The sequence below is a fragment of the Streptomyces sp. NPDC059080 genome (assembly GCF_042739975.1).
GTDB classification, from domain to species: Bacteria; Actinomycetota; Actinomycetes; order Streptomycetales; family Streptomycetaceae; genus Streptomyces; species Streptomyces benahoarensis.
The window spans coordinates 21,194-46,622 of record NZ_JBHYGX010000020.1; the positions used below are offsets into that span (position 1 = coordinate 21,194).

Here is a 25,429-nt window from a genome sequence, read left to right on the forward strand (position 1 = left end):
GATAATTCTCCTGTAAGCACTCTTTCAAGGACCGTGATCGACGTGAAGATCGGTATCCCCCGCGAGGTCAAGAACAACGAGTTCCGGGTGGCGATCACGCCCGCCGGTGTCAACGAACTGGTCCGCAACGGCCACCAGGTCTTCATCGAGAAGGACGCCGGTGTCGGCTCCTCCATCCCCGATGAGGAGTACGTGGCCGCCGGCGCGAACATCCTCGACACCGCCGACGAGGTCTGGGCCACCACCGACCTGCTCCTGAAGGTCAAGGAGCCGATCGCGGAGGAGTACCACCGCCTCCGCAAGGACCAGACCCTCTTCACCTACCTGCACCTCGCGGCCTCCCGTGAGTGCACCGACGCGCTGCTGGAGTCCGGCACCACCGCCATCGCCTACGAGACCGTCGAGACCGCGAACCGCGCGCTGCCGCTGCTCGCCCCGATGTCCGAGGTCGCGGGCCGTATCGCCCCGCAGGTCGGCGCCTACCACCTGATGCGCCAGGTCGGCGGCCGCGGCGTGCTGCCCGGCGGCGTCCCCGGTGTCCAGGCGGGCAAGGCGGTCGTCATCGGCGGCGGCGTCTCCGGCTGGAACGCCGTGCAGATCGCCGTGGGCCTCGGCTTCCACGTCACCCTGCTCGACAAGGACATCAACAAGCTCCGCGAGGCCGACCGGATCTTCGGCACCAAGGTGCAGACGATCGTCTCCAACGCCTACGAGCTGGAGAAGGCCGTCGTCGAGGCCGACCTCGTCGTCGGCGCGGTCCTGATCCCCGGCGCCAAGGCCCCCAAGCTCGTCACCAACGAGCTGGTCGCCAAGATGAAGCCCGGGAGTGTCCTTGTCGACATCGCGATCGACCAGGGCGGCTGCTTCGAGGACTCGCACCCCACCACGCACGCCGACCCGACCTTCCAGGTCCACAACTCGGTGTTCTACTGCGTCGCCAACATGCCCGGCGCGGTGCCCAACACCTCCACCTACGCGCTGACCAACGCGACCCTGCCGTACATCGTCTCGCTCGCCAACAACGGCTGGGCCGAGGCGCTGCGCCGCGACGCCGCGCTGGCCAAGGGCCTCAACACCCATGACGGCAAGGTCGTCTACCGCGAGGTCGCCGAGGCGCACGGCCTGGAGTCCGTGGAGCTGAGCGCCCTCCTGGGCTGAGCGTCAACCGCGCGCGTCCATGCGGAACAACCGGCCGGGTCCCGTCGACGGGGCCCGGCCGGTCGCGTGTGTGACACGCCCGTACCACGGCGTCGGTGCGGCTCCGGCGTGGGGGCGCGCAACTTGCGTCGTACGTAACCCTTGAGGTGATTCGCGTACCCCCGAAGCCTCATGTGCGCGCGGCTTGCACCCTTGACATGGGCGGGTTTCGTATCCGTCACATCGCGCCGGGTCGGGTGGATTGTGTTGCTGCGGACGCCCGACACGCCATAGAGTCGCCAATCGTCGGCATGGTGTCACGCTGACCTATCGATAAGTTTCCTGGTTCCATCCAAGGAGGTACGACGACTTGTGAATGAGTCGACAATTACTCCCGGAGGTGCTCAGCCAGGAGCAGTTGCGCGGGGCCACGCCCCCTCGGGGCGCAAGGCTGTCGGCTCCGTAGCGGTCCGCACCCCCGCAGCCCACCCGAGCATGACCTCGACAGCCCACCAGAGCATGGACGGCCATTACGTGAACGCCACGGCCGGCGACCGGGGCAGTGGAGATCCCACCCGTCTCGCCGACTACGAAGACCTGCCCCAGGGGCATTTCTACGATCCGGACGCGGAGTACGAGCCGGACCCCGAGTACGCGGCCACGCTCGCGCCGGACGCTGCCCGTCAGCGCCGCGAGCGCGTCGGCCCGACCGGCCGTCCGCTGCCGTACTTCCCGATCCCGGGACCGTTGTCGGAGCACGGCCCCGCCAAGATCATCGCGATGTGCAACCAGAAGGGCGGGGTCGGCAAGACCACCTCGACCATCAACCTGGGCGCCGCACTCGCCGAATACGGGCGCCGGGTGCTGCTCGTCGACTTCGACCCGCAGGGTGCCCTGTCGGTCGGCCTCGGCGTCAACCCGATGGAGCTCGACCTGACGGTCTACAACCTGCTCATGGAGCGGGGCATGTCGGCCGACGAGGTGCTGCTCAAGACGGCGGTCCCCAACATGGACCTGCTGCCCAGCAACATCGACCTCTCCGCCGCCGAGGTGCAGTTGGTCAGCGAGGTGGCCCGCGAGTCGACGCTGCAGCGCGCGCTCAAGCCCCTGATGAACGACTACGACTACATCGTCATCGACTGCCAGCCCTCGCTCGGCCTGCTCACCGTCAACGCACTGACGGCGGCGCACAAGGTCATCGTGCCGCTGGAGTGCGAGTTCTTCGCGCTGCGCGGTGTCGCGCTGCTCACCGAGACGATCGAGAAGGTCCAGGAGCGGCTCAACCCCGACCTGGAGCTGGACGGCATCCTGGCGACGATGTACGACTCCCGCACCGTGCACAGCCGTGAGGTGCTGGCGCGCGTCGTGGAGGCGTTCGACGAACACGTCTACCACACCGTCATCGGCCGTACGGTCCGCTTCCCCGAGACGACCGTCGCGGGCGAGCCGATCACCACGTACGCCTCCAACTCCGTGGGGGCCGCCGCCTATCGTCAGCTCGCCAGGGAGGTGCTCGCCCGGTGTCACGCCGAGTGAGTCTGCCGGGCGCCGACGAGTTGTTCCGCACCACCGGGGGTACGGGCCTGCAGCCCTCACCGCCCCGCCGCACGGCCGAATCCGGCGACGAGGCGCCCCGGGTGCCGTCGCCGGGCGGTGAGCTGGACCCGGCGCCCGATGGTCCGGCGGACGCCACCGCGGCGCGCACCGCCCCGGCCGAGCACGGCGGGCGCGGCGCGGACCAGGAGGCCGCCAACGGGCACCGCCGGCCGGAGAGCCGGGCGGTGCCGGAGGCCGCCGCCGCGCAGCCGGGCGGGGCGGCCCGCCGCCGCGGGGGCCGGGGCGCCAACCGCCGCCCCAGCGGCCGCGAGCGCCACGACGAGAAGATCACCGTCTATGTCTCCGCCGAGGAGCTGATGGATCTGGAACACGCCCGGCTGGTGCTGCGCGGTGAGCACGGACTCGCCGTCGACCGCGGCCGGATCGTCCGCGAGGCCGTCGCCGTCGTCCTCGCCGACCTGGAGTCCCGCGGCGACGCCAGCATCCTGGTACGGCGGCTGCGCGGCCGGTAGGCCCTGTCGTCACCCTCCCGTCCGCCCCGCGACGACAGGGCCCGGCCGCCCCGGGCCCCGATAGCCTGCCGCCTACGCGGGCCCGCCGCCCGCGCGTCAGCCCGCCCGTGCGCGGGGCCCGCAGCACCCTGGACCACGATGCCGACGACCCAGCACGACACCGCCTCCCCGCGGCCCCCGCGCCCTACCGTCGGCCGGGGGGCGGAGGACGGCACGGCGGACCCGGACGGGGCCGCCACGGAGCCGGGCGGAGCCCCGGCGGCCGAGGAGACGCCCGCGGCCGGAGCGCCGGGGCCCGGCGCGCACCGGCCCGGCAGCGAGACCGCCGAGTCTGCCGAGACCGCCGAGACCGCCGAGTCTGCCGAGACCGCCGACGGGGCCCCGGGGTCCGGCGCCCCCGGTGACGGCCGGTTCACCGTCCGGCTGGACAACTTCGAGGGGCCCTTCGACCTCCTCCTTCAGCTGATCTCCAAGCACAAGATGGACGTCACCGAGGTCGCGCTCTCCCAGGTCACCGACGAGTTCATGGCGCACATCCGGGCCATGGGCGCGGACTGGGACCTCGACCAGACCACCGAGTTCCTGGTCGTCGCGGCCACCCTGCTGGACCTCAAGGCCGCCCGGCTGCTGCCCGTCGCCGCCGTCGAGGACGAGGCAGACCTGGCGCTGCTGGAGGCCCGTGACCTGCTCTTCGCCCGGCTGCTGCAGTACCGCGCGTACAAGCGGATCGCGGACGTCTTCGGCGACCGGCTGGCGGACGAGGCGCGCCGCCATCCCCGGACCGTCGGCCTGGAGCCTGAGCACGCCGAGCTGCTGCCGGAGGTGGTGCTGGGCATCGGCCCCGAGGGGTTCGCCCGGCTCGCCGTCAAGGCGATACAGCCGAAGGCCCGCCCGCAGGTCTACGTCGACCACATCCACGCGCCGCTGGTCAGCGTCGCGGAACAGGCCGGGGTGGTGGCGGCGCTGCTGCGTGAGGCGGGCGCGCGCACCTTCGCCGAGCTGGTGGCCGACGCCCCCGACACCCTCACCGTCGTGGCGCGCTTCCTGGCGCTGCTGGAGCTGTACCGGGAGCGGGCGGTGGCCCTGGACCAGCCGGAGGCCCTGGGCACCCTCACGGTTCGCTGGACGGGCCCCGACGACGCGGCACCGCAGGTCACCGACGGATACGAGGGACGGCCCGACGCCGCGGACAAGGCCGATGACGAGCCGGGCGACGCGTCCGGCGGGACCGACGACGAGGGAGAGCGCGCGTGAGCGGGGCCGGTGAGGCGTACGACGTCACGGAGCAGGGCGGGCCCGTGCGGCCCGGGGAGCCGGCCGGGGCGCTCGGCGTGGCGGAGCTGGAGCTGAAGCCCGCGCTGGAGGCCGTCCTCATGGTCGTCGACGCCCCGGCGACCGAGGAACACCTGGCCCGGGTGGTGCAGCGGCCCCGCCGCGCGGTCGCCCGGGCGCTGCACGAACTGGCCGACGAGTACGACAGCCAGTGCCGCGGCTTCGACCTGCGGCTGGTCGCCGGGGGCTGGCGGTTCTACGCCCGTGCCGCGTACGCCGACGCCGTGGAGAGCTTCGTCCTGGACGGGCAGACGGCCCGGCTGACCCAGGCCGCGTTGGAGACTCTGGCCGTGGTCGCGTACCGTCAGCCGGTCAGCCGTTCCCGGGTCTCCGCCGTACGCGGGGTCAACTGTGACGGTGTGATGCGCACCCTCCTCCAGCGCGGGCTCGTGGAGGAGGCGGGGACGGAACCCGAAACAGGTGCGATCCTGTACAGGACGACGACGTACTTTCTGGAGCGGTTGGGCCTGCGTGGCCTGGATGAGCTCCCGGATCTCGCACCGTTCCTCCCGGAGGCGGAGGCGGTCGAGCGCGACTCCCCGGAAGGTATCCCGTCGTTCGAAGTGGACGACAGCGGCGACTCTCAGACGGATCATTGATGCGAAGCAGCGGCAGGAACAGCACGGGCAGCGGCGGCGGTAGGGGCAACTACCGTGACGCCGGGAACAACCGCGACGAGAAGCAGCAGCGCGCGGGTCGGCCCCGTCCCGAGGAGCGCCGCTACGACGTGGGCGAGTCCGGCGGCGACGGCCGCGGGTCCGCCCCGAAGAGCGGCGGCGCCCGGGGTGCCGCGGCCCGGGGCGGCGCCAAGGGCGGCCCCCGCACCGGCGCGAAGCAGGGCGCGCCCAAGGGCGGCCCGCAGCGCGGCCGGGGAACGGCGCCGTCGCGCCCCCGCGAGCTGGATGCCAAGATCGAGGAGCGCAACCGCGCCCGGCACAACAAGCCGCAGGTCAAGACCCCGAAGACGTTCGGCGAGCAGGAGGGCGAGCGGCTGCAGAAGGTCCTGGCCCGCGCCGGTATGGGCTCGCGGCGCGCCTGCGAGGAGCTGATCGAGCAGGCGCGTGTCGAGGTCAACGGCGAGATCGTCCTGGAGCAGGGCGTCCGCGTCGACCCGGAGAAGGACGAGATCAAGGTCGACGGCCTCACCGTCGCCACCCAGTCGCACCTCTTCTTCGCGCTCAACAAGCCCGCCGGGGTCGTCTCCACGATGGAGGACCCGGACGGCCGTCAGTGCCTCGGCGACTACGTCACCAACCGTGAGACGCGGCTCTTCCACGTCGGGCGGCTGGACACCGAGACCGAGGGCATCATCCTGCTCACCAACCACGGCGAGCTGGCCCACCGCCTGACGCACCCGAGGTACGGCGTGCAGAAGACCTACCTCGCCGCGATCCAGGGCCCGCTGCCGCGCGAGATCGGCCGGATGCTCAAGGACGGCATCCAGCTGGAGGACGGCTATGCCCGCGCGGACCACTTCCGCGTCGTGCAGCAGACCGGCAAGAACTACCTCGTCGAGGTCACCCTGCACGAGGGCCGCAAGCACATCGTGCGGCGGATGCTGTCCGAGGCGGGCTTCCCCGTCGACAAGCTGGTGCGCACCGCGTTCGGCCCGATCGCGCTGGGCGACCAGAAGTCCGGCTGGCTGCGCCGCCTGACCAACACCGAGGTCGGCATGCTGATGCGCGAGGTCGACCTGTAAAGAGGTCGACCTGTAAAGAGGCCCCGCTTGCCCGTAGTGATCACCACCCCTTATTGTCATCGTGACGATTAAGGGGTGGTTTTCATGGGATCCGCGGCGACCGGCGCACTGATGGGGCTCGCACTGGGGGACGCGCTCGGTTATCCGACCGAGTTCCAGGACGTACCCGCGGTCCTGGCCGCCCACGGCGACTGGCGCCGCCTCCCGCTGCCGGAGCCCGCGCTCATCACCGACGACACCCAGATGACGCTGGCCCTGGGCCAGGCGCTGGAGGCCGCGCGGGCCGCCGGGTCGCTCACCGCCCACACCCTGGAGCCCCCGGCCCGCGCCGCGTACGTCGCCTGGTGGCGCTCCCCGGAGAACAACCGCGCCCCCGGCACCACCTGCCTCACCGCCTGCGCCCGGCTCGCCGAGCCGGGTACGCACTGGACCGAGGCCGCGCCGATGCGCTCCAAGGGGTGCGGCGCCAACATGCGGGTCGCGCCCGTCGGCCTCGTACCGGGCCTCACGGCGCGCGAGCGCTCCGGCGCCGCGCAGTTCCAGGGTGCCCTCACCCACGGCCACCCCACCGCGCTCGCCGCCTCCGACCTCACCGCGTACGCCGTGCGGGCACTCGCCGACGGGGCGCACCCGGACAGGCTGACCGCCCTGCTGCGGGAGTACGCCCACGCCTCGCGCACCGCCTACCAGGAGGACTGGCTCGGCGACCTGTGGCGCCGCTCCGGGGACGCCACCCCGCAGGCGTATCTCGCCCGCGGCTGGGACGACTGCCTCGCCGTCCTCGACCGGCTGGACGCCGCGCTGCGCGCCCCGGACCGCGAGGCCGACCCCTGCGCGGCCACCGGCGCCGGGTGGATCGCCGAGGAGGCGCTCGCCACCGGCCTGTACTGCTTCCTGCTCTTCCCCGACGAGCCGGTCACCGCGGTGCGCCGGGCCGCCGTCAGCTCCGGCGACTCCGACTCCCTCGCCTGCCTCGCCGGGGCGTTCGCCGGGGCCCGCCTCGGTGCCGGTGCCTGGCCCCGGGAGTGGACCGACCGCATCGAGCACCGCGCGGACCTGCTGGCCCTGGGCGCCGCCTGGGACGCCTGACCCGCCGGCCGCTGTCCGCCGGTCGGTCGCCGCGCACCACTGTCCGTGGTGCTGGATACGCTTGATCGTGTGCGTGCGGGGTGTGCGCACCGAGGCAGGGAGCAGGACGTGAGCGTACGAGCGGTCGGTGGGGCCGTCGGCAGCGGCTTCGCCGGGGCCGGCATCGCGCCTGTGTACCCCGGTGCCACCGCGGCGCCGCGAAAGGACATCGCCCAGTGAGATCCGCACTCGTCATCGGCACGGGCCTGATCGGCACCTCCGTCGCGCTCGCCCTCCGGGCCCGCGGCGTGCAGGTGTACCTGGAGGACCACGACCCGACGCAGGCCCGTACGGCCGCGGCGCTCGGCGCGGGCGTCGCCGAGCCGCCGCCGGGCCCGGTCGACCTCGCCGTCGTCGCGGTGCCGCCCGCGCACGTCGCGGACACCCTCGCCGGGGTGCTCCGCCGCGGCGCCGCCCGCGCCTGCATAGACGTCGCCAGCGTCAAGGGCGGCCCGCGCCGTCAGCTCCAGGAGCTGGGCTGCGATCTCTCCGCCTACCTCGGCACCCACCCGATGGCGGGCCGGGAGCGCTCCGGTCCGCTCGCGGCCACCGCCGACCTCTTCGAGGGGCGGCCCTGGGTGCTGACCCCGTCCCCGGGCGGCGACACCGAGGTCCTCAACCTCGCGCTGGAGCTGGTCGCGCTCTGCCGCGCCGTCCCGGTGGTCATGGACGCCGACGCACACGACCGTGCCGTCGCCCTCGTCTCGCACACCCCGCAGCTGGTCTCCAGCCTCGTCGCCGCCCGCCTCAAGGACGCCGACGAGACCGCCGTGCGCCTGTGCGGCCAGGGCATCCGGGACGTCACCCGCATCGCCGCCTCGGACCCGGCGATGTGGCTCGACATCCTCTCCGCCAACCCCGGCCCGGTCGCCGACATCCTCGCCGCGGTCGCCGCCGATCTGGACGGCACGGTCCGGGCGCTGCGGGGCCTGGAGTCCGCGGACGAGCAGCAGCGCACGGGTGGCGCGGAGGGCATCGAGGACGTGCTGCGCCGCGGCAACGCCGGACGCGAGCGGGTCCCGGGCAAGCACGGCGCCGCCCCCGCCGCGTACGAGGTCGTCGCTGTCCACATCGGTGACCAGCCCGGTGAGCTGGCCCGGATCTTCGCCGACGCGGGCCGGGCCGGGGTCAACATCGAGGACGTCCGCATCGAGCACGCCACCGGCCAGCAGGCCGGTTTCATCCAGCTCACGGTGGAGCCGGGCGCGGTGGCGCAGCTCACCGCGGAGCTGCGGGAGCGGGGCTGGTCGATCCGCCGCTGACACCGTGGACCACGGGCCGCGGGGGAGCCAGTAACCTTGACGGAGGCCATTCGGCCCGTGGACCCCCGCCCCGTGCAACCAGAAAGGTGTTCACCACCGTGGAAACCGCCGCCCGGACCGCCCCGGCTGCAGTGATTGTCGCCATCGACGGCCCCGCTGGCACGGGCAAGTCCAGCACGTCCAAGGCCGTCGCCGCCAAGCTCGGCCTCGGCTACCTCGACACCGGCGCCCAGTACCGTGCGATCACCTGGTGGATGCTGAGCAACGGCATCGACGTGAACGACGCCATGGCGGTCGCCGAGGCCAGTGGCAAGCCCGCCATCGTCTCCGGCACCGACCCGGCCGCCCCGGCCATCGCCGTCGACGGCCTCGACGCGGCCGGTCCGATCCGCACCCAGGAGGTCACCTCCGCGGTCAGCGCCGTCAGCGCCGTGCCCGAAGTGCGCTCCCGGATCACCGAGCTGCAGCGCACCATCGCCGCCGAGGCGCCGCACGGCATCGTCGTGGAGGGCCGCGACATCGGCATCACGGTGCTGCCCGACGCCGACCTCAAGGTCTTCCTCACCGCCTCCGCCGAGGCGCGCGCCGCCCGCCGCAGCGGTGAGCTGAAGGGCAAGGAGGCCGGCGACCTGGCGGCCACCCGCGAGGCCCTGATCAAGCGCGACGCCGCCGACTCCTCCCGTAAGACCTCGCCGCTGGCCAAGGCCGACGACGCCGTCGAGGTGGACACCACCGAGCTGACGCTGGAGCAGGTCATCGAGTGCGTCGTCACCCTCATCGAGGGCGCGGGCGCCGCGAAGGCGGGGCGGGACGCGCGGTGACCACCAGCGACGTGGCCCCGAGCGAGGCGGGTGCCGCGGTCGGCCGGCGGATCGGCATCGGCCTGATGTACGGCCTGTGGCGGCCCCGGGTGCTGGGCGCCTGGCGGGTGCCGTCGGCCGGGCCGGTGATCCTGGCGGTCAACCACGCGCACGGCCTCGACGGCCCGATGCTGATGGGCACAGCGCCCCGGCCGGTGCACTTCCTGATCAAGAAGGAAGCGTTCATCGGCCCGCTGGACCCGTTCCTGCGTGGCATCGGCCAGCTGAAGGTGGACCGTGCCACCACCGACCGCAAGGCGATCACCGGCGCCCTCGCGGTGCTGGAGCACGGCGGTGTGCTGGGCATCTTCCCGGAGGGCACCCGGGGCGAGGGCGACTTCGCTTCGCTGCGGGCCGGTCTCGCGTACTTCGCGGTGCGTTCCGGCGCGCCGGTCGTCCCGGTGGCGGTGCTCGGCTCCGCCGACCGCCACAGCCGCCTCGCCCCGGCGGTGCCGCCGCTGCGCTCCCGCGTCGACGTCGTCTTCGGCGACGCCTTCGAGGCGGGGGACGGCTCGGGGCGGCGCACCCGCAAGGCGCTGGACGAGGCGACCGAGCGGATCCAGGGCCGGCTCACCGCCCACCTGGAAAACGCCAGGCGCCTGACCGGGCGCTGACCGACACTTGAGCGGCGGACCGACGCGGCCCGCCGATGACGAAGCCACGCGGCCGACGCCGCACAGTGAGCAGGACGAGGAACGGACTTCATGAACGACCAGATCGACACCGGCGACGAGCACGGTGCGCTTGGCGATGCCGAGTACGCGGAGTTCATGGAGCTCGCCGCGCAGGAGGGCTTCGACCCCCAGGAGGTCGGCGGGGACATCGCGGCGGCCGGGCACGGCCCACTGCCCGTCCTCGCCGTCATCGGCCGCCCCAACGTCGGCAAGTCGACGCTGGTGAACCGCATCATCGGCCGCCGTGAGGCGGTCGTCGAGGACCGGCCGGGCGTCACCCGCGACCGCGTCACCTACGAGGCCGACTGGAACGGCCGCCGCTTCAAGGTCGTCGACACCGGCGGCTGGGAGCAGGACGTCCTCGGCATCGACGCCTCCGTCGCGATGCAGGCCGAGTTCGCCATCGAGGCCGCCGACGCCGTCGTCTTCGTCGTCGACGCCAAGGTCGGCGCGACCGACACCGACGAGGCCGTCGTCAAGCTGCTGCGCCGCGCCGGCAAGCCCGTCGTGCTCGTCGCCAACAAGGTCGACGGCCCCTCCGGCGAGGCCGACGCCGCGATGCTCTGGTCGCTCGGCCTCGGCGAGCCGCACCCGGTGTCCGCGCTGCACGGCCGCGGCACCGGCGACATGCTGGACGCCGCCCTCGACGCGCTGCCCGAGGCGCCCGAGCAGACCTTCGGCACCGGGCTCGGCGGCCCCCGCCGCATCGCCCTGATCGGCCGCCCGAACGTCGGCAAGTCGTCGCTGCTCAACAAGGTCGCCGGGGAGGAGCGCGTGGTCGTCAACGAAATCGCCGGCACCACCCGCGACCCGGTCGACGAACTGATCGAGCTGGGCGGCACCACCTGGAAGTTCGTCGACACCGCCGGTATCCGCCGCCGGGTCCACCTCCAGGAGGGCGCCGACTACTACGCCTCGCTGCGTACCGCCGCCGCCGTCGAGAAGGCCGAGGTCGCCGTCGTCCTGATCGACGCGAGCGAGTCGATCAGCGTGCAGGACCAGCGCATCATCACCATGGCCGTGGAGGCCGGGCGCGCCCTGGTCATCGCGTACAACAAGTGGGACAACCTCGACGAGGAGCGCCGCTTCTACCTGGAGCGGGAGATCGAGCGGGATCTCGTGCAGGTGCCGTGGGCGATGCGGGTGAACGTCTCGGCGCGCACCGGCCGCCACATGGAGAAGCTGGTCCCGGCGATCGAGACGGCGCTCGCCGGGTGGGAGACCCGTGTCCCCACCGGCCGGCTGAACGCCTTCCTCGGCGAGATCGTCGCCGCCCACCCGCACCCGATCCGCGGCGGCAAGCAGCCCCGCATCCTCTTCGGTACGCAGGCGGGGACGAAGCCGCCGCGGTTCGTGCTCTTCGCCTCGGGCTTCCTGGAGGCGGGCTACCGCCGCTTCATCGAGCGCCGTCTGCGCGAGGAGTTCGGCTTCGAGGGCACCCCGATCCACCTCTCCGTCCGGGTGCGCGAGAAGCGCAACCAGAAGAAGAAGTGACGGCGGGGGCCGGGCCGTACGGTGGCCCGGCCCCGGTACGGGCCCCGCGCCCGGTGGTACGGCTCAGTGGTCGTGCGGCCGGGCGCCGCGCGTTCCCGGCGGCAGCGCGGGCAGGGCGCCACGCGGCCGGTACGGCTGGCGGGCGGTGCGCTCCCACTGGCCGGGCGAGGCCGCGGCGCGGCTCCAGCTGCTGCCGCCGTGCCCCGGACGCGGTCCCTCCTCCTCGCCGGTCCGGTCGCCGGGCAACGCCCGGAACGCCCGCCGGTACTCGGCGTACAGCGCGTCGTAGATCGGTGTGGCCGAACGGCCGGTCCCGGCGGCCCCGGGGTCCTGCGACGGACGCATACCGGGGATCTGCTGCGGAGGGCGGGAGCGGGAGAAGGGGTCATATGGGTGCACGTCTGCACCAACGAACCCGAATCGCCGGGGATGCGGCCTCGATCCGGAAATGACGGATCGCGGGGGCGTTCCCGTACGGTTCGACGGGAACACCCCCGCGATCGGTGGGGTCCGGAGGCTCAGGTGCCGGCCAGCGGCATCTCGGCGGCGACCAGCACGCCCTGGGCCGCGGCCTTCTCCATCGCCTGGCGCATCAGGTCCTCCCGCGGCTGGTGGCCGATGGAGCCGGACGGCGCGGCGTACATCAGCACCGACTGGGCCTTCGTGGCGGCGGCCCGCCAGCCGTCGGACACGGCCAGCGGCTGGTGCGCCTGCCACCATGCGGCCTGGCTGCCGGTGTTGCCCGGCTGCAGCACGGCGTGCAGCTTGCCCATGGCGAGCAGCGCCGACCAGCCCGGGTTCGGCGCGGGCAGCGCGTCCACGTCGGTGACCGGGTGGAAGCCCTGCTCCAGCAGGAGCGGCAGGAAGTCGTCGTCCAGGCTGACCGAACCGGGGCGGGCGATCGGGCCGTCCGGCTCGACGACCAGCGCCGCCCGCAGCTCGCCGGAGACCAGCACCAGCCCGCAGGTGATCCCGAGCGTCGCCTGGCGCTCGCTCGCCGGGACCGGGCGGGTGGGCGCCGTCCCGGACTCCTGTGCGGCGGTGATGGACTGCACGGCGCCCTTGAGCTGTTCCTCCGAGACCGAGACGACCTGCGAGGGGATGCAGGTGGCGTGGGCGAAGGCGAGCACCGCGGTCTCCTCGCCGACGAACAGGACGGTGCTGGTGCGCTCCTGGGCGCTGTTGCCCGGGGTGCGGCAGGAGGTGCAGTCGTAGCTGCCGGGGGCGTCTCCACCGGCCAGCAGGCGGTCGGCTTCTTCGTCGCCGATCTCGGCGCGAACGTCGTCACTGACGTCGAGCATGCGCGGCACGGGTGGCTCCTCGATCTCTGCGTGGGTGCCGGGGGACCCCGGCTGGTACGGGGCCGGGTGTCGTCCCCGGCTCGCCGACATGGACAACGGGTGAGCGGTGGCCGGAGTCACGCGCGGACCGGCACGGAATCGAACCGATCACCGCACACGGGAATGGAGTGCCGAAAACGGTCGCCGGGCGCCAGCCCTGCGGCGTCATTCGGGACCGTTCGTCCTTGCCGATGCCGATGCCGATGCCGATGCCGATGCCGATGCCGTCGCCGCGCTGCTGCCCGCCCGCGCCGCCCGCCGCCGCGGATCCGGGCTGACGGCGGCGGCCGATGCCGAATCGGTGCCGCAGGTTCCGTCATATCGCTACCGATGGCCTAACTTTCTCGGAACAATTTGGCATAAGCCCTCAACCCGGAACCGTCCGGCTCGGTCAAACCGTTCAGGAGTCGGATACACGACGACCTCCTGAAGGATGCGCGGGCCCCGTCGCCCGGGTGGGGAGCGTCGCCGCAGCGGCGCCGCCCTCCGGTGGGGCGGGACCGCACACCGCGTCGACGACACGATCCGGCGCCAGGGCGACCGGAAGGCCAGGGGATACGGGACGGATGCACATCTCATTCCTGATTCACAACGCGTACGGCATCGGCGGCACGATCCGCACGACGTTCAATCTCGCCCATGCGCTCTCCGCGCACCATGACGTCGAGATCGTCTCCGTGCTGCGCCACCGCGACACCCCCGTCCTCGGCCTGGGCCCCGGCGTCCGGCTGCGCCACCTCGTGGACCTCCGTGAGGACAGCCCCGCCTACGACGGGAACGCCCCGGAGTTCGCCCGGGCGGCGAAGGTCTTCCCCGCCGCCGAGGGCCGCTTCGGCCAGTACAGCGAGCTGACCGACCGGCGGATCGCCCGGCATCTGCGCCGCGTCGAGGCGGACCTCGTCGTCGGCACCCGCCCCGGCCTCAACGTCCACGTCGCCCGGCAGACCCGCCGCGGCGTGGTCCGTGTCGGCCAGGAACACCTCACCCTCGACTCCCACAGCAGGGCGCTGCGGCTGGCGCTGCGCGGCGTCTACCCGCGCCTGGACGCGCTCACCACCGTCACCGAGGCGGACGCTGCCGCCTACCGCCGTCTGCGGCTGCCCGGCGTCCGCGTCGAGGCGGTGCCCAACAGCGTGCCCGCGCCCGGCCTCGCCCCGGCCGACGCCACCGGCAAGTGGGTCGTCGCGGCCGGGCGGCTCGCCCGCGTCAAGCGGTACGACCTGCTGATCCGCGCGTTCGCCGAGGTCGCGGCCGCCCGCCCGGACTGGCGGCTGCGGATCTACGGCGGTGGCTCCGAGAAGGCCGCACTGCGCGCGCTCATCGACGAGCTCGGCCTCTACAACCACGTCTTCCTGATGGGCCCGGCCAATCCTCTGGAGTCCGAGTGGGCCAAGGGCTCGATCGCCGCCGTCTCCTCCAGCCTGGAGTCCTTCGGCATGACGATCGTCGAGGCGATGCGCTGCGGCCTGCCCGTCGTCGCCACCGACTGCCCGCACGGCCCCGGGGAGATCATCGATGACGGCGTGGACGGCAGACTCGTCCCCGTGGGCGACCCCGGTGCGCTGGCCGGGGCCCTGCTCTCCCTGATCAACGACGACGCCGGGCGCCGCCGGATGGGCCGCGCGGCGCTCACCGCCGCCGCCCGGTTCGACCCCGCCCGGGTCGCCGCGCGGTACGAAGCGCTCTTCGGGCAGCTGCTGGAGGAGAAGCGGGCCAACCGCCTGCGCGGCGCGCTGCACCGTACCCGCGGTGCCCTGCTGAGCGGCGCCTACACCACCAAGGACGCGGCGAGCGCCGCGCTGAGAGGGGTGCGGACGGTATGAACACCTCGACGCGACTGCCCGCGGCGGGCTCCGGCCGCAGGCCGGCGGCCTCCGGGGCCGACGGCGACCCACCCGGGCTGACCGCCGTCTGCATCGCCGACTCCGCGGGCGGCCTCACCTTCGACCTGGCCGCCCCGCCGGACGTCCGCACGACCTGGAGCGCGGCGCTGGTGCTGCGGCTGCGCGGCGCGGACGCCGAGGAGGTGCGGCTGCCGCTGGGGCCGAACGGCGCGGGCGGGCTGCGCGCCGTCCTCCCCAGCACCGTCGCGCTCGCCGAGGGCCGCTGGCAGGTCTACGCCGACCTCGGCGACGGCCACGCCCCACGCCGTCTGCTGCCCGGCCTCAACGACCTGCGCTCCCTGGTGGACCGCCGCCCGCTCGCGGGCATCGGCCGCCTCGGCGTCCGCATCCCGTACACCACCAAGCTCGGCAATCTGGCGTTGCGCAGCTGGCTGCGCGGACCGCATGCCGAGGCCGGGGACATCCTGGTGGACCGCGAGGGAATGACGGTCGAGGGGCGGCTCTACGGCGCGCTGCCCGGTCCGGGCGCCCATGTGGAGGCCCGGGCCCGCCGTGCCGAGGACGCCGGGGGCGTCACCGTCACCGTCCCGCTCACCGCCGACGGCGCCCGCTTCTCCTTCACGCTGCCCTACGCCGGGCCGGTCGGGCACTGGCACGGCGGCGGCGAGCCGTGGGACCTGTGGCTGGTGCCCGCCGAGGGCGCGCCGCCGGTGCGGATCGGCCGGTTGCTGGACGACGTCGCGGACAAGAAGCAGGTCTTCGCCTACCCCGCGGTGCCCGTCCCGGTGGCCGGGACGGAGGTCCGGGTCGGCCCGTACTACACGCTCGACAACGATCTGGCGCTGCGGGTCGCGGGCCCGGACACCGTCGGCTGACGCAGCGTCAGGACCCGGTCTCCCCGCGCGCCGCCGCCGCGGCCCGCCGGGCGGCGTCGGCGGCCACCTCCGGGTGGTGCAGGTCGAAGGCGGGCGACTCGGAGCGGATGCGCGGCAGGGTGGTGAAGTTGTGCCGGGGCGGCGGGCACGACGTCGCCCACTCCAGCGAGCGCCCGAAGCCCCAGGGGTCGTCCAGCGTGGTGCGGGTGCCGTACCGCGACGTCCGCCAGACGTTGTACAGGAACGGCAGCGTGGAGATGCCGAGCAGGAACGCGCCGATGGTGGAGAGCGTGTTGAGGGCGGTGAAGCCGTCGGCCGCGAGGTAGTCGGCGTAGCGGCGCGGCATGCCCTCGACGCCCAGCCAGTGCTGGACGAGGAAGGTGAGGTGGAAGCCGGTGAAGAGCGTCCAGAAGTGGATCTTCCCGAGCCGTTCGTCGAGCAGCTTGCCGGTGAACTTCGGCCACCAGAAGTAGAAACCGGCGAACGTCGCGAACGCCACCGTCCCGAAGACCACGTAGTGGAAGTGGGCGACGACGAAGTACGTGTCGGTGACGTGGAAGTCCAGCGGCGGCGAGGCGAGGATGACGCCGGTCAGCCCGCCGAAGAGGAAGCTCACCAGGAAGCCCACGGACCACAGCATCGGCGTCTCGAACGACAGCGAGCCGTGCCACATCGTGCCGATCCAGTTGAAGAACTTCACCCCCGTCGGCGCCGCGATCAGGAACGACAGCAGGGAGAAGAACGGCAGCAGCACCGCCCCGGTGGCGAACATGTGGTGCGCCCAGACCATCACCGACAGCGCGGTGATCGCCATGGTGGCGCCGATCAGCATGACGTAGCCGAACACCGGCTTGCGGGAGAAGACCGGGATGATCTCGGTGATGATGCCGAAGAACGGCAGCGCGATGATGTACACCTCCGGGTGCCCGAAGAACCAGAAGAGGTGCTGCCACAGCAGCGCACCGCCCCACTGCGGCTCGAACACCACCGCCCCGAACCGCCGGTCCGCCTCCAGCACCAGCAGCGCCGCCGCGAGCACCGGGAACGCCATCAGCACCAGGACCGACGTGAAGAGGATGTTCCAGGTGAAGACCGGCATCCGGAACATCGTCATGCCCGGCGCCCGCAGCGTGATGACCGTGGTGATGAAGTTGACCGCCCCCAGGATCGTCCCGAACCCGGCCAGCGCCAGGCCCATCACCCACAGGTCCGGGCCGATGCCAGGGGAGTGGAACGAGGAGTTCAGCGGCGCGTACGCGGTCCAGCCGAAGGACGGGCCGCCGTCCGGCGTGAGGAAGGAGCCGAGGACCATCAGCCCGCCGAAGAGGTAGAACCAGTACGACAGCGCGTTCAGCCGGGGGAAGGCGACGTCCGGCGCCCCGATCTGGAGCGGCATGATCTCGTTGGCGAACCCTGCGAACGCCGGGGTGGCGAAGAGCAGCAGCATGATCGTGCCGTGCATGGTGAACGCCTGGTTGAACTGCTCGGCGCTGATCAGCTGGAGCCCCGGGCGGGCCAGCTCGGCGCGCATCACCAGCGCCAGCACCCCGCCGACCAGGAAGAACCCGAACGACGTGATCAGGTAGAGGTGCCCGATCTTCTTGTGGTCCGTCGTCGACAGCCAGTCGGCCAGCACCCGCCCGCGGTGCCGCGCCCTGACCGGCGGGAGGGCTGCTGCGGTGTCGGTTCCCATGCGCGGCACCTCGTTCGTCGGGGGCGGACCGGGGCCGGACAGGAGCCGGACCGGGGGACGCGCCACATGATGCGCGCGGCGTTCGGGCGGAGCGAGGGGGCGCTCCGGTCCGTTCCGGTGCGATTCGCCCGCCTGCCAGCGGCGGGGCACGGGCCCGGTGCGGGGGAGCGGCGGGCGGCTCGCCGGCGGCCGGGAGGACCGATGTGCGAAAAGTGTGTGTGGAATGTGTCTCATTTCGCGGGCTGCCGCGGCCGGTGAATTCCCCCATCCGATGGGAATCCGCGGCGCGGTCGGGGCGTAATTCCGGCCGCGCTCACCCTTCCGGGTAAAGAGTCCGGCCGGGGTGTCCAGAATTCGCGCCCGGCGCAATGACGGATGCTTTGTTTTCCACCCGGATGCGTCGGTGTACGGCGCGTTGGAGTGACGGAAGTTACCGCAAACGCCGAGACGTTGGCCGTGACACAAGTGTGACCAATGAAAGACCGTGAAGAGACCGGAGCGCGGAACCGAACGCCCTTCCGTGTGCCGCCGCGGGCGCCTACCGTGGCACCCATGGCACCCGAACCACAGCTCCCGAACGAACCGGACGACGACCCCGAGGCGTACGTGGGCCTCGCCCGGCAGGAGGCGGAGGAGCGCGCCGGCGGCCGCGGCTGGAGCGTCGTCCGCGCGCTGCCGCCGGGCGCGCTGATCACCATGGAGTACCGCGCCGGACGGCTCAATTTCGAGGTCGAGGACGGCCGGGTACGCCGTAGCTGGCGGGGGTGAGGCACTCGCGTACGACGAAGGCCCCGGCCGCTCACAGGGAGCGGCTGGGGCCTTTCGGCGCGGGGTGCGGGTGTGCGTACCGGCCCCGCGGTGTGTGCGGCGGTCTCAGCCGCCGGGGCCGCGCCCGGTGGCCGGGCTCAGCGGGGTGGTGCGCGGCGGACGGTCGGCGTGCGGCGGCCGGCGGCTGCCCGCCGGGGTGACCGGCGCGCGCTCCGCGCGGGAGGCGTGCGGCCGCGCCGGGTGGTGCGGGCGTCCGTCCGGCGCGCGGGTGGCGCCGCTCCGCGCCGGCGGGCCGGGGACGGCGTCGTGCCGTACCACCTCGCCGTCCGGGGTCACGGGCTGCGGGGAGAGTCCGGCGGGGGCGGCGGCCGGGAGCGGGCCGCGCAGCGAATCGGGGCGCAGTCGCAGCCAGAGCCGCAGGATGATGCCCATCAGGCGGTCCTCCACCCAGATGATCCCCGGCTCGATCCACGGCAGCGCCAGCAGCACCAGCAGACCGGCGGCCCAGCCCAGCAGGACGTCGCTGACCCAGTGCGTACCGAGGTAGACCGTCGTCATCCCGACGCCCAGTGCGCCCAGCGCGGCGATCACCGAGAGGGTCCTGCGGCGCAGCGACGTGGTCGCCAGATACGCCAGCACACCCCACGTGACCACGGCGTTCGCGGTGTGTCCGGACGGAAATATATCGCCGCCGAGCCACATCTCGTTGGAGCCGACGACCGTCGCGTAGTGCGGTCCCAGGCGGCCCATGCCGATCTTCGCGGCGCCCACCGTCATGTTCAGCAGCAGCAGCGAGGCGCCGAGGACCAGCAGCGGGTGGAGGTTGCGCTGACGCCAGCAGCGCCAGCCCAGCCACGCGGCAACGGCCACCGCCGTGGGGCCGCGCTGGCCCAGGACGACGAAGTAGTCGAGGAAGGCATGGATCGACGGCCACTGCTTGTAGGGCCGGAAGAACATGACCTGCCAGTCGAAGGTGACCAGCCACGTGGAGGCCAGCACCCCGGCCACGATCACGAGATACACCGCCAGCGTGCCCCAGAACAGCCATTGGCGGGTCGGGGTCATGCGTGGTCGGGCTCGATCGGGCGGGTGCCCCTCCCTCTGGTCCAGCTTCTCATCGGTACGCACTCAATCGACGTTACCGCGTGTGATGTAGGCACCTGGTCAGACCGTGCGCTTTGTAATGACGATGTGATGTGGAATGTGCCCGGGAAGTCGCCGGGCGGCGGCGAATAGGAACCGAATTAACGGAGAATCGGATTCCCGTCCGAGCCTCTCGCCGCACTTCATCGAGAGCTTTATCTTCTTTTCACCACGACCGTTTATCCGTGCGCGGTACGGGCGTTGCCCCGCCGTTTCCCGGCGCCGGGCCGGTCACGGAGGGGGACCGTCCGGTCACGGAGGGCCGGTGCAGACGGGCAGGGGAGCCCACGTGGTACGCCCCGGAGTGTGCTCACGGAGGTCCGCTCACGGAGGTCCGGTGCCGTTGAGCCAGAACGCCCCGTAGAGCGCCGAGCCCACCGCCACCGCGCCGATCAGCAGCCCGGCCCGCAGCGGGCGCCACCGGGCGAGGCCCGCGGCCAGCGGCAGCAGCAGGGGGTACGCCGGGAGCATCAGCCGCGGTTTGGAGCCGAAGAAGCCCTTCGCGGTCAGCGCGAGGAACACCACCACCCCGCAGTAGACGAGCAGCGGCAGCGGCTGCCCCCGGCGCACGCCCGCCGCGTAGAGGACGAGGACCAGCGCGACCCCGGCGGTCAGTCCGAGGCCACCGGCCCAGCCGGGCCCGGTCAGCAGGCCCCACAGGAAGCGGCCGAAGGCGAGTCCGCCGTCGAAGCCGTTGCCCCAGGCGCCCTGGACGTCGAGATAGCCGGTGAGGCTGCCCTGTTGCGCGCCGACCCACAGGAAGTAGCCGCACCAGCCGAGCGGCGCGAGCAGCACGCCCGTCGCCAGCCCGCGGCGCCGCGCCAGGCTCGACCGCAGCGTGGCGCCGCCCGCCCGGTCGGCGAGGAGCGCCGCCGCGGCGGTCAGCCACACGGCGGCGACCACGGCGACGCCCACCGGCCGGGTCAGCCCGGCGAGCGACGCCAGCACCCCGGCCCACACCCACCGCCCGGTCCACACCGCGTACACGCCCCACGCCGCGAGGGCGGTGAACAGCGACTCGGAGTACGCCATCGACTGCACGATGCCGATCGGCAGCGCACCCCACAGCGCGGCCAGCGCGACCCCGGCCCGCGGCCCGTACAGCCGCTCGCCCGTCGCGTACAGCGCCCAGGCGGCGGCGAGGGAGGAGAGCCAGGCGACGGCCATCCCGACGTCGGCGGGGGAGAGCGGGACGAGCGCCGAGCCCAGCCGCTCCAGCCACGGCAGCAGCGGGAAGAACGCGAGGTTGGAGTGGGTGCCGCCGCCGGGGAGCGGCACGGTGTAGCCGTAGCCCAGCTCCGCGACGCGGGTGTACCAGAGCGAGTCCCAGCGGGCGGTGAGCAGCGTGTGCCAGCTCGCGCCCCGCGAGGCGGACCAGACGGCGAGGACCGCCCAGCCCAGCAGCCGGATCGCCGCGAAGGCCGCCAGCCCCGGCAGCGCGCGGCGCAGCGCGGCCCGGACGGCGGGGCGGCACAGCGTCGGGCCGGGGGCGGCGGCCGAGGCGAGATCGTTCATCCGGACGATTATCCAGGTGCCCGGCGGGTGCCGTGCGGGCCCCGGGGAGGCAACTGCGGGCGCTGCGATACGCGTCTCATCAGGAGGTGAGCCTCACGACACCGTTCCCCACTCGCGTAGTCTGACGTCTCATACTCGCCCGTGCCGCCGGTTCGACCCGGGGCTTTTTCGTGCCCCGGTCCGCGGCCGCGAGTGCCTGACAGGGAGGTACGTGCATGACCGGGACGAGCCCGTCCGGCACGGGACGGATGGCCGGCGTTCCCCGGCTCCCCGGTGGGGGCGCGAACCACTGGACCGTACTGATCGTGCTCTGCGTCAGCCTGCTGTTCGTCGCGCTGGACACCACGATCCTCTACGTGGCCGTGCCCTCCGTCACCGAGGACCTGCGCCCCGGGCCGGTGGAGCTGCTGTGGATCGTCGACGTCTATCCGCTGATCGCGGCGTCGCTGCTGATCCTCTTCGGCACGCTCGGCGACCGGGTGGGGCGGCGCCGGATCCTGCTGCTGGGCTACGGCCTGTTCGGCGCGGCGTCGGCGCTCGCGGCGCTGGCGCCCAATCCGCAGATCCTGATGACGGCCCGGGCGCTGCTCGGCATCGGCGGCGCCATGATCATGCCCGCCACGCTGTCGATCCTGCGGCAGGTCTTCCCCGACCGCCGGGAGCGGGCGGTCGCCATCGGGGTGTGGAGCGCGGTCGCCGCGGTGGGCGCGGCGGTCGGACCGGTCCTCGGCGGCTTCCTCGTCGAGAACTTCTGGTGGGGCTCGGTCTTCCTCATCAACGTCCCGATGATGCTGGTCATGCTGCTGATCGGCCGCTGGCTGCTGCCCGAGTCGCGGGGTGAGCGCAACGGCCCCTGGGACGTGGTCGGCGCGGTCGTCGCGGCGCTCGGCGTCCTCGGCGTCGTGCTGGGCGTCAAGCGGATCGGCGGCGGCACCGCCGTCCTCGGGGTGACCACCCTCGGCCCGATCGTGCTGGGCCTGCTGCTGCTCGTCCTCTTCGTCCGGCGGCAGCACCGCCGGGAGCACCCGCTGATCGATATGCGGCTCTTCGCCCGGTCGGCGTTCGGTACGTCCGTCGGCTGCATCGTGCTGGCGATGCTGGCCCTGGTCGGCCTCCAGCTGATAGCCGTGCAGTACCTCCAGCTCGTCCTCGGGCTCTCGCCGCTGCAGACCGGGCTGCGGATGCTGCCGCTGGTCTTCGCGGCGATGGCGGCGGGCCTCACCGGCTCCCGGATCCTCCAGATCCTCGGCCCGCGCACCATGGTCTCCTGCGGTTTCGTGCTCACCGCCGGTGCGGTGCTCTGCCTGACCGCGATGAACGCCCACGACCGCTTCTGGCTGCTCTCCGCCGGCTTCGTCCTCCTCGGCTTCGGCTTCCAGACGACGCTGTTCGGCGCGTACGAGTCGATGCTCAGCGAGGCGCCTCCGGAGCAGGCGGGCGGCGCGGCGGCCATCGGGGAGACGTCGTACCAGCTCGGCGCGGGCATCGGCGTCGCCCTGCTCGGCAGCGTCATGAACGCCGCCTACGCCCCCGGCATCGGCCATGTCGCGGGGGTGTCCGCGCGGGAGGCGGCGTCCGCGTCGCACTCGCTCGGCGAGGCGTACAACGTGGCGGCAGCTCTCGACGGTCCGGCCGGGGCGGCGCTGCGGGTGGTGGCCCGTGACGCCTTCGTCCGCGGGCTGCACATCACGCTCGTCGCCAGCGCGGTGCTGCTGCTGGCCGGTGCGGCCATCGCGCTGCGGCTGCCGAGCCGCGCCGCGGACTCCGTGGAGCGCGCCGAGGGCGACAACGCGCCGGGCCTGGAGGCCGAGCCCGCCGCCGCCCGGACCCACGGCTGACGCCCCGCTTTTCTTCTCCTCTTTTCGACACCCCGCCGCGCGGCGGCTCTTGCCCGCGCGGCGGGGTGCGCCGTACCGTCGGACCGCGCCATAACTACCACTGCTAGTTTTCCGCCGATCTGCCGGAGGCCCCGCCATGTCCGCCACGCCCTCCTCGCCGCTCCCGCCGTTCGACGCGGGTGACCCGCTGGGCCTCGACGACCTGCTCACCGACGAGGACCGCGCGGTGCGCGACACCGTCCGCCGCTGGGCGGCCGACCGGGTCCTGCCGCACATCGCCGGGTGGTACGAGCGCGGCGAACTCCCCGGCATCCGCGACCTCGCCCGCGAACTGGGCTCCCTCGGCGCCCTCGGCATGTCCCTGACCGGCTACGGCTGCGCCGGGGCCTCCGCCGTCCAGTACGGCCTGGCCTGCCTGGAGCTGGAGGCCGCCGACTCCGGCATCCGCTCCCTCGTCTCCGTCCAGGGCTCGCTCGCCATGTACGCGATCCACCGCTTCGGCTCCGAGGAACAGAAGCAGCGGTGGCTGCCGCGGATGGCGTCCGGCGAGATCATCGGCTGCTTCGGCCTCACCGAACCGGACCACGGCTCCGACCCCGCCGGGATGCGCACCCACGCCCGCCGCGACGGGTCCGACTGGGTCCTCAACGGCCGCAAGATGTGGATCACCAACGGTTCGGTCGCCGGGGTCGCGGTCGTCTGGGCCGCCACCGACGACGGCATCCGCGGCTTCGTGGTCCCCGCCGGCACCCCCGGTTTCGCCGCCCCCGAGATCCACCACAAGTGGTCGCTGCGCGCCTCGGTCACCAGCGAACTGGTCCTGGACGACGTCCGGCTCCCGGCCGACGCGGCCTTGCCCGAGGTCCGCGGGCTGCGCGGCCCGCTGAGCTGTCTGAGCCACGCCCGCTACGGCATCGTCTGGGGCTCCATGGGTGCGGCCCGCGCCAGCTTCGAGGCGGCGCTGGAGTACGCGCGCACCCGCGAGCAGTTCGGCAAGCCCATCGGCGGTTTCCAGCTCACCCAGGCCAAGCTCGCCGACATGGCCGTCGAACTGCACAAGGGCATCCTGCTCGCCCACCACCTCGGGCGGCGGATGGACGCCGGGCGGTTGCGCCCGGAGCAGGTCAGCTTCGGCAAGCTCAACAACGTCCGCGAGGCCATCGAGATCTGCCGCACCTCCCGCACGATCCTGGGCGCCAATGGCATCTCCCTGGAGTACCCGGTCATGCGGCACGCCACCAACCTGGAGTCGGTGCTCACCTACGAGGGCACCGTCGAGATGCACCAGTTGGTGCTGGGCAAGGCGCTCACGGGGCTGGACGCCTTCCGCTGAGCGAGGCGGTACGGGGCGGGTGCGCGGGTGGGGGAGGGCAGGGCGCCCGCCCCGCCGCGTCCCCGCCCGTCGCCGGAGAGTGAAAACTCGTCCGTCGCCGGAGAGTGAAAACTCGTCCGTCGCCGGACAGTGAAAAGCGGAGGGTGGGACGGTCCATGCCGCCTTCCCCTCCGCCGGACGAAAACCGGGCCCGCGCCCGGTCAGCTCTGGTTGAAGAACCCGCCGTTGCGGTCCCGCGACTCCCCGCTGACGACGCGGTAGTCGGCCGGGGTGAGCAGGAAGACGCGGGTCGCGACCCGCTCGATCGAGCCACGCAGTCCGAAGGCGAGACCGGCGGCGAAGTCCACCACGCGCTTGGCGTCGCCCGACTCCATCGCCGTCAGGTTGACGATCACCGGGACGCCGCCGCGGAACAGCTCACCGATGCCGCGGGCGTCCCCGAAGCCGTCCGGGGTGACCGTGGCGATGCGGGTGCTCTGGTCCTCGGCCGGGCGCTCGGCCACCCGCAGACCCGGGTCGGTCGCCCAGGAGCCGGTCCCCTGGGCCCTGTGCTCCGGTCCCTCGGCATAGTCGTCGTCGTAATAACGCTCGTCATCGTTGTCGTCGACGAGGCCAAGCCAGGCACTCGCCTTGCGCACCGATCCCATGGACGCCTCCTCTCACCCGCGGTGTCTGTATGTCCGCCCCCCTATGGTCCTTCATGAGGCGGAGGGTGTGCCAAGTGGATAGCCGCCGCACGGGGGGTTCGTGACAGATCTGGTGCAGAGTGGGTGGCGGCTTGTCAGCTTCTGCGGGCGGGGCGGGAACTGACGGGGTGATGGAAGTCACGATAGGCCCGGGCGGCGGACCATGTCGACACGCGGTCCGCGGGCACCCTCCTCGACCGCCGGGTAGGTTCCGGCGGGAGACCAGGGCATATGTCCCCGGCCCGGGGAAACGCCCCGGAGCCGGGCGGATGATCGGGTGACCGGCACCCTGCCGTTCGCGCTGCGGGCGGGGGAGCGGAACCGTTCCGGCGCCTGCTCCGTCCCACCCCCGACCGAGGGGGTCAACCGCCGTCCCGGCGCACCCGTGAGGGCCTGCCGGGGCGGCGAACTCCGTCTGCGCCGAGCCCGGCGGCAGCGGCGGCCCGCTCTACTCCGGGTCCACGGCCCTCGGCCTGAGCTCCGGCGGCAGCGGCGACTGCACCTCGGGCGGTACGACGTACTTCCAGCCCGTCACCGAGGCGCTCAGCGCCTACGGCGCGAGCGTCTGCTGATCCCCTCGGGGCGGACTGGCTCACCGCTCCTGACCTGCTGATATCGGCGTACGGCCGGACGACGGTCCGGTCCGGGCCTGGATACAGCCCCCCCCGCGGGGGCGGGACCCCGCCCCCCCCCGTTGCCGGGGCCGGTGTCCCCCCCCCCGCCCGGCACACCCGAGGTA

The 25,429-nt window shown here is 73.1% G+C and carries 22 protein-coding genes and 1 pseudogene; 17 read left to right on the plus strand and 6 right to left on the minus strand.

Annotated elements, in window-relative coordinates; translation table 11 throughout:
* Window positions 1-42: 42 nt before the first annotated feature.
* The 11 genes from ald to der all read left to right on the plus strand — a co-directional run bounded on the left by ald (window position 43) and on the right by der (window position 11,655).
* Window positions 43-1,158: an alanine dehydrogenase gene (gene ald, locus ACFWWQ_RS17395; protein ID WP_384596950.1), complete on the plus strand. Its 1,116-nt coding sequence runs from the start codon at window positions 43-45 to the stop codon at window positions 1,156-1,158.
* 498 nt (window positions 1,159-1,656) lie between these two features.
* The gene (locus ACFWWQ_RS17400; protein ID WP_030285155.1) at window positions 1,657-2,673 is read left to right on the plus strand and encodes a ParA family protein; all 1,017 of its coding nucleotides are present in this window, start codon (window positions 1,657-1,659) and stop codon (window positions 2,671-2,673) included.
* Window positions 2,670-3,206, plus strand: coding sequence for a hypothetical protein (locus tag ACFWWQ_RS17405; protein WP_384597120.1), 537 nt, complete (start codon window positions 2,670-2,672; stop codon window positions 3,204-3,206). The genes ACFWWQ_RS17400 and ACFWWQ_RS17405 overlap by 4 nt, the downstream gene beginning before the upstream one ends.
* A gap of 138 nt (window positions 3,207-3,344) precedes the next feature.
* Entirely contained in the window at window positions 3,345-4,460 is a 1,116-nt protein-coding gene (locus ACFWWQ_RS17410) for a segregation and condensation protein A (protein WP_384596952.1), read from the plus strand.
* Window positions 4,457-5,137, plus strand: a complete 681-nt coding sequence (gene scpB, locus ACFWWQ_RS17415; RefSeq protein WP_384596954.1) for an SMC-Scp complex subunit ScpB — start codon at window positions 4,457-4,459, stop codon at window positions 5,135-5,137. The genes ACFWWQ_RS17410 and scpB overlap by 4 nt, the downstream gene beginning before the upstream one ends.
* Window positions 5,137-6,237, plus strand: a complete 1,101-nt coding sequence (locus ACFWWQ_RS17420) for a pseudouridine synthase (protein ID WP_384596956.1) — start codon at window positions 5,137-5,139, stop codon at window positions 6,235-6,237. The genes scpB and ACFWWQ_RS17420 overlap by 1 nt, the downstream gene beginning before the upstream one ends.
* A gap of 84 nt (window positions 6,238-6,321) precedes the next feature.
* Window positions 6,322-7,326, plus strand: coding sequence for an ADP-ribosylglycohydrolase family protein (locus ACFWWQ_RS17425; RefSeq protein ID WP_384596958.1), 1,005 nt, complete (start codon window positions 6,322-6,324; stop codon window positions 7,324-7,326).
* 215 nt (window positions 7,327-7,541) lie between these two features.
* A complete protein-coding gene (locus tag ACFWWQ_RS17430) occupies window positions 7,542-8,627 on the plus strand; it encodes a prephenate dehydrogenase (RefSeq protein ID WP_384596960.1) in 1,086 nt (361 codons plus the stop codon).
* Between the two features lie 98 nt (window positions 8,628-8,725).
* On the plus strand, window positions 8,726-9,448 hold the full coding sequence (gene cmk / locus ACFWWQ_RS17435) for a (d)CMP kinase (protein WP_384596962.1): 723 nt from the start codon (window positions 8,726-8,728) through the stop codon (window positions 9,446-9,448).
* On the plus strand, window positions 9,445-10,101 hold the full coding sequence (locus tag ACFWWQ_RS17440; protein WP_384596964.1) for a lysophospholipid acyltransferase family protein: 657 nt from the start codon (window positions 9,445-9,447) through the stop codon (window positions 10,099-10,101). The genes cmk and ACFWWQ_RS17440 overlap by 4 nt, the downstream gene beginning before the upstream one ends.
* A 90-nt stretch (window positions 10,102-10,191) precedes the next feature.
* Complete coding sequence (gene der, locus ACFWWQ_RS17445) at window positions 10,192-11,655, plus strand: ribosome biogenesis GTPase Der (RefSeq protein ID WP_384596966.1); 1,464 nt, start codon at window positions 10,192-10,194, stop codon at window positions 11,653-11,655.
* A 63-nt stretch (window positions 11,656-11,718) separates the two neighbouring features.
* Here the strand turns inward: der and ACFWWQ_RS17450 are convergent, their stop codons facing one another.
* Together ACFWWQ_RS17450 and ACFWWQ_RS17455 are read right to left on the minus strand one after the other, a co-directional pair.
* On the minus strand, window positions 11,719-12,000 hold the full coding sequence (locus ACFWWQ_RS17450) for a hypothetical protein (protein WP_384596968.1): 282 nt from the start codon (window positions 11,998-12,000) through the stop codon (window positions 11,719-11,721).
* Window positions 12,001-12,173: 173 nt separating this feature from the next.
* A complete protein-coding gene (locus tag ACFWWQ_RS17455) occupies window positions 12,174-12,965 on the minus strand; it encodes a hypothetical protein (RefSeq protein WP_384596970.1) in 792 nt (263 codons plus the stop codon).
* A gap of 596 nt (window positions 12,966-13,561) precedes the next feature.
* On the opposite strand from ACFWWQ_RS17455, the gene ACFWWQ_RS17460 reads away from it, so the two are divergent.
* Both ACFWWQ_RS17460 and ACFWWQ_RS17465 read left to right on the plus strand, forming a co-directional pair.
* Window positions 13,562-14,818 (plus strand): glycosyltransferase family 4 protein, encoded by a 1,257-nt coding sequence (locus ACFWWQ_RS17460; RefSeq protein ID WP_384596972.1) that lies wholly within the window; start codon window positions 13,562-13,564, stop codon window positions 14,816-14,818.
* On the plus strand, window positions 14,815-15,714 hold the full coding sequence (locus ACFWWQ_RS17465; protein WP_384596974.1) for a hypothetical protein: 900 nt from the start codon (window positions 14,815-14,817) through the stop codon (window positions 15,712-15,714). The genes ACFWWQ_RS17460 and ACFWWQ_RS17465 overlap by 4 nt, the downstream gene beginning before the upstream one ends.
* Window positions 15,715-15,721: 7 nt before the next feature.
* Here the strand turns inward: ACFWWQ_RS17465 and ctaD are convergent, their stop codons facing one another.
* On the minus strand, window positions 15,722-17,407 hold the full coding sequence (ctaD, locus tag ACFWWQ_RS17470; protein ID WP_384596976.1) for a cytochrome c oxidase subunit I: 1,686 nt from the start codon (window positions 17,405-17,407) through the stop codon (window positions 15,722-15,724).
* Window positions 17,408-17,959: 552 nt separating this feature from the next.
* On the opposite strand from ctaD, the gene ACFWWQ_RS17475 reads away from it, so the two are divergent.
* Complete coding sequence (locus ACFWWQ_RS17475; protein WP_384596978.1) at window positions 17,960-18,175, plus strand: I78 family peptidase inhibitor; 216 nt, start codon at window positions 17,960-17,962, stop codon at window positions 18,173-18,175.
* A 105-nt stretch (window positions 18,176-18,280) separates the two neighbouring features.
* Here ACFWWQ_RS17475 and ACFWWQ_RS17480 read toward each other — a convergent pair whose 3' ends face one another.
* Window positions 18,281-19,303, minus strand: a complete 1,023-nt coding sequence (locus tag ACFWWQ_RS17480; protein ID WP_384596980.1) for a phosphatase PAP2 family protein — start codon at window positions 19,301-19,303, stop codon at window positions 18,281-18,283.
* Between the two features lie 339 nt (window positions 19,304-19,642).
* Window positions 19,643-20,833: a hypothetical protein gene (locus tag ACFWWQ_RS17485; protein WP_384596982.1), complete on the minus strand. Its 1,191-nt coding sequence runs from the start codon at window positions 20,831-20,833 to the stop codon at window positions 19,643-19,645.
* 215 nt (window positions 20,834-21,048) lie between these two features.
* Between ACFWWQ_RS17485 and ACFWWQ_RS17490 the strand changes: the two genes are divergently transcribed.
* Both ACFWWQ_RS17490 and ACFWWQ_RS17495 read left to right on the plus strand, forming a co-directional pair.
* Window positions 21,049-22,671 carry an MFS transporter gene (locus ACFWWQ_RS17490; protein ID WP_384596984.1) on the plus strand — a complete coding sequence of 541 codons (1,623 nt, stop codon included), beginning with the start codon at window positions 21,049-21,051 and terminating at the stop codon, window positions 22,669-22,671.
* Window positions 22,672-22,807: 136 nt separating this feature from the next.
* Entirely contained in the window at window positions 22,808-24,004 is a 1,197-nt protein-coding gene (locus ACFWWQ_RS17495; RefSeq protein WP_384596987.1) for an acyl-CoA dehydrogenase family protein, read from the plus strand.
* 200 nt (window positions 24,005-24,204) lie between these two features.
* Here the strand turns inward: ACFWWQ_RS17495 and ACFWWQ_RS17500 are convergent, their stop codons facing one another.
* The gene (locus ACFWWQ_RS17500) at window positions 24,205-24,651 is read right to left on the minus strand and encodes a cell division protein SepF (protein WP_384596989.1); all 447 of its coding nucleotides are present in this window, start codon (window positions 24,649-24,651) and stop codon (window positions 24,205-24,207) included.
* Window positions 24,652-25,100: 449 nt separating this feature from the next.
* Between ACFWWQ_RS17500 and ACFWWQ_RS17505 the strand changes: the two are divergent.
* Window positions 25,101-25,262: pseudogene (locus ACFWWQ_RS17505) on the plus strand (trypsin-like serine protease); the annotation flags it as partial.
* Window positions 25,263-25,429: the final 167 nt, after the last annotated feature.